2 protein-coding genes are annotated in these 1,470 nt (G+C 37.8%); both read left to right on the top strand.

Annotation, left to right across the window (positions count from 1 at the left end; genetic code table 11):
* Positions 1-23 precede the first annotated feature (23 nt).
* Entirely contained in the window at positions 24-185 is a 162-nt protein-coding gene (gene tnpB, locus P0N36_RS15775; protein WP_442957199.1) for an IS66 family insertion sequence element accessory protein TnpB, read from the top strand.
* 284 nt (positions 186-469) lie between these two features.
* Positions 470-1,470, top strand: a 1,001-nt coding sequence (gene tnpC, locus P0N36_RS15320) for an IS66 family transposase (protein ID WP_275843759.1), incomplete at its 3' end; no start/stop codon positions are given.

Here is a 1,470-nt window from a genome sequence, read left to right as displayed (position 1 = left end):
TTATCTAAGAAGTCGAATAATTCTTGTTGTACAAAAGAATAAATACTGGTGGTTTCTGTTGGCCAAGAACAACAGAAGAAGCTTTGGAAATTTCAGAAGACCAATACCAACAGTTAATGCAAGGCTTTGAGATTTTGCCTAGGCGTCCTATTCATGAAGTTCCTCCACCACAAAGTTTGCTTTAATTTTGTGCATTTCGTAGATTTTCAAAAATTTATATTTGTTAAAATCCAGCCACGATGAAAGCTTATCCACAGGTAGGTATGGATATGGACAATGAATACAGTGTCTACTCCAAACAAGAGAAGTGTGTCGTGGATAAGTATCTGAAAAACTCAAAAAACTAGTAGTTTTTCAGAGTATTATAGCCCAATTTTATACCGTCATAATGACGGAAGGATAAATGTGTATATTCGCTTTTTAACTGCATTTTTAGTATAATCATAGCAGATAAAAAGGAGCGAAAACTATGGGTAAACAATACACAATCGATGAACTGAATAATTGCAGTAAGGAAACGGTTATAGCTATCGTTTTGGCGATGCAAGATCAGCTGGAACGACTCAATCAGAATGTAGAATATTTGATTGAGCAGATTGGTGTGATGAATAATAAACAGTATAGCCGATCTTCCGAAAAGCTAGATGTTATTGATGATCAGTTGAGCTATCTTTTTAATGAAGCTGAAGCATTAATAGAAAATAAATATGTTGTTGAACCTACTGAAGATGAAGTCATCATGGTGACGCGCCGTAAAAAAGCAGGTAAACGTGATGTCGACTTAAAAGGTCTTCCTGTAGAAGAAATCATTCATAAGATGTCAGATGAAGATCTAGAAAAAACCTTTGGACCTAATGGATGGAAACAACTTCCGGATGAAATCTATAAACGGGTAAAAGTTGATCCCGCTGTTTTTACAGTACAAGAGCATCATGTCCAGGTATATGCAGGCAAAGACAATCAAACAATTGTCAAAGCAGACCGTCCAAAGAGCCTGTTGCGTAATAGTATTGCGACGCCCTCATTGGTGGCAAGTATCATGAATGGCAAATATGTAAATGGAATGCCATTGCACCGGATTAGCCAGGATTATTTAAGAAACGATATTCACATTTCCAAACAAGTAATGGCTAACTGGATGATACAATGTGCTGATCGTTATCTTGGCACGTTATACGACCGGCTTCACGAGGAGATGTATCAGTTTCATGTGCTGCAAGCTGATGAAACACCTGTGAAAGTATCAAAAGACGGTCGACCGGCAAATAGCCAGAGTTACATGTGGATTTACCGAACGGGCAAACACTATAAGGATACACCCATAATACTCTATGAATACCAGAAGACACGTAAAAGTGATCATCCAAAGGAATTTCTGAAAAACTTCAAGGGCGTTGTGGTAACGGATGGCTATTCGGCCTATAAAAAGCTGGATAAGGATAACCAGGATATCACATTTGCAGGATGTTG

Origin of the sequence: Petrocella sp. FN5, from assembly GCF_029210395.1 — a bacterium.
In the GTDB taxonomy this organism is placed as follows: domain Bacteria; phylum Bacillota; class Clostridia; order Lachnospirales; family Vallitaleaceae; genus Petrocella.
This window is presented reverse-complemented; position numbering and strand designations above follow the sequence as displayed.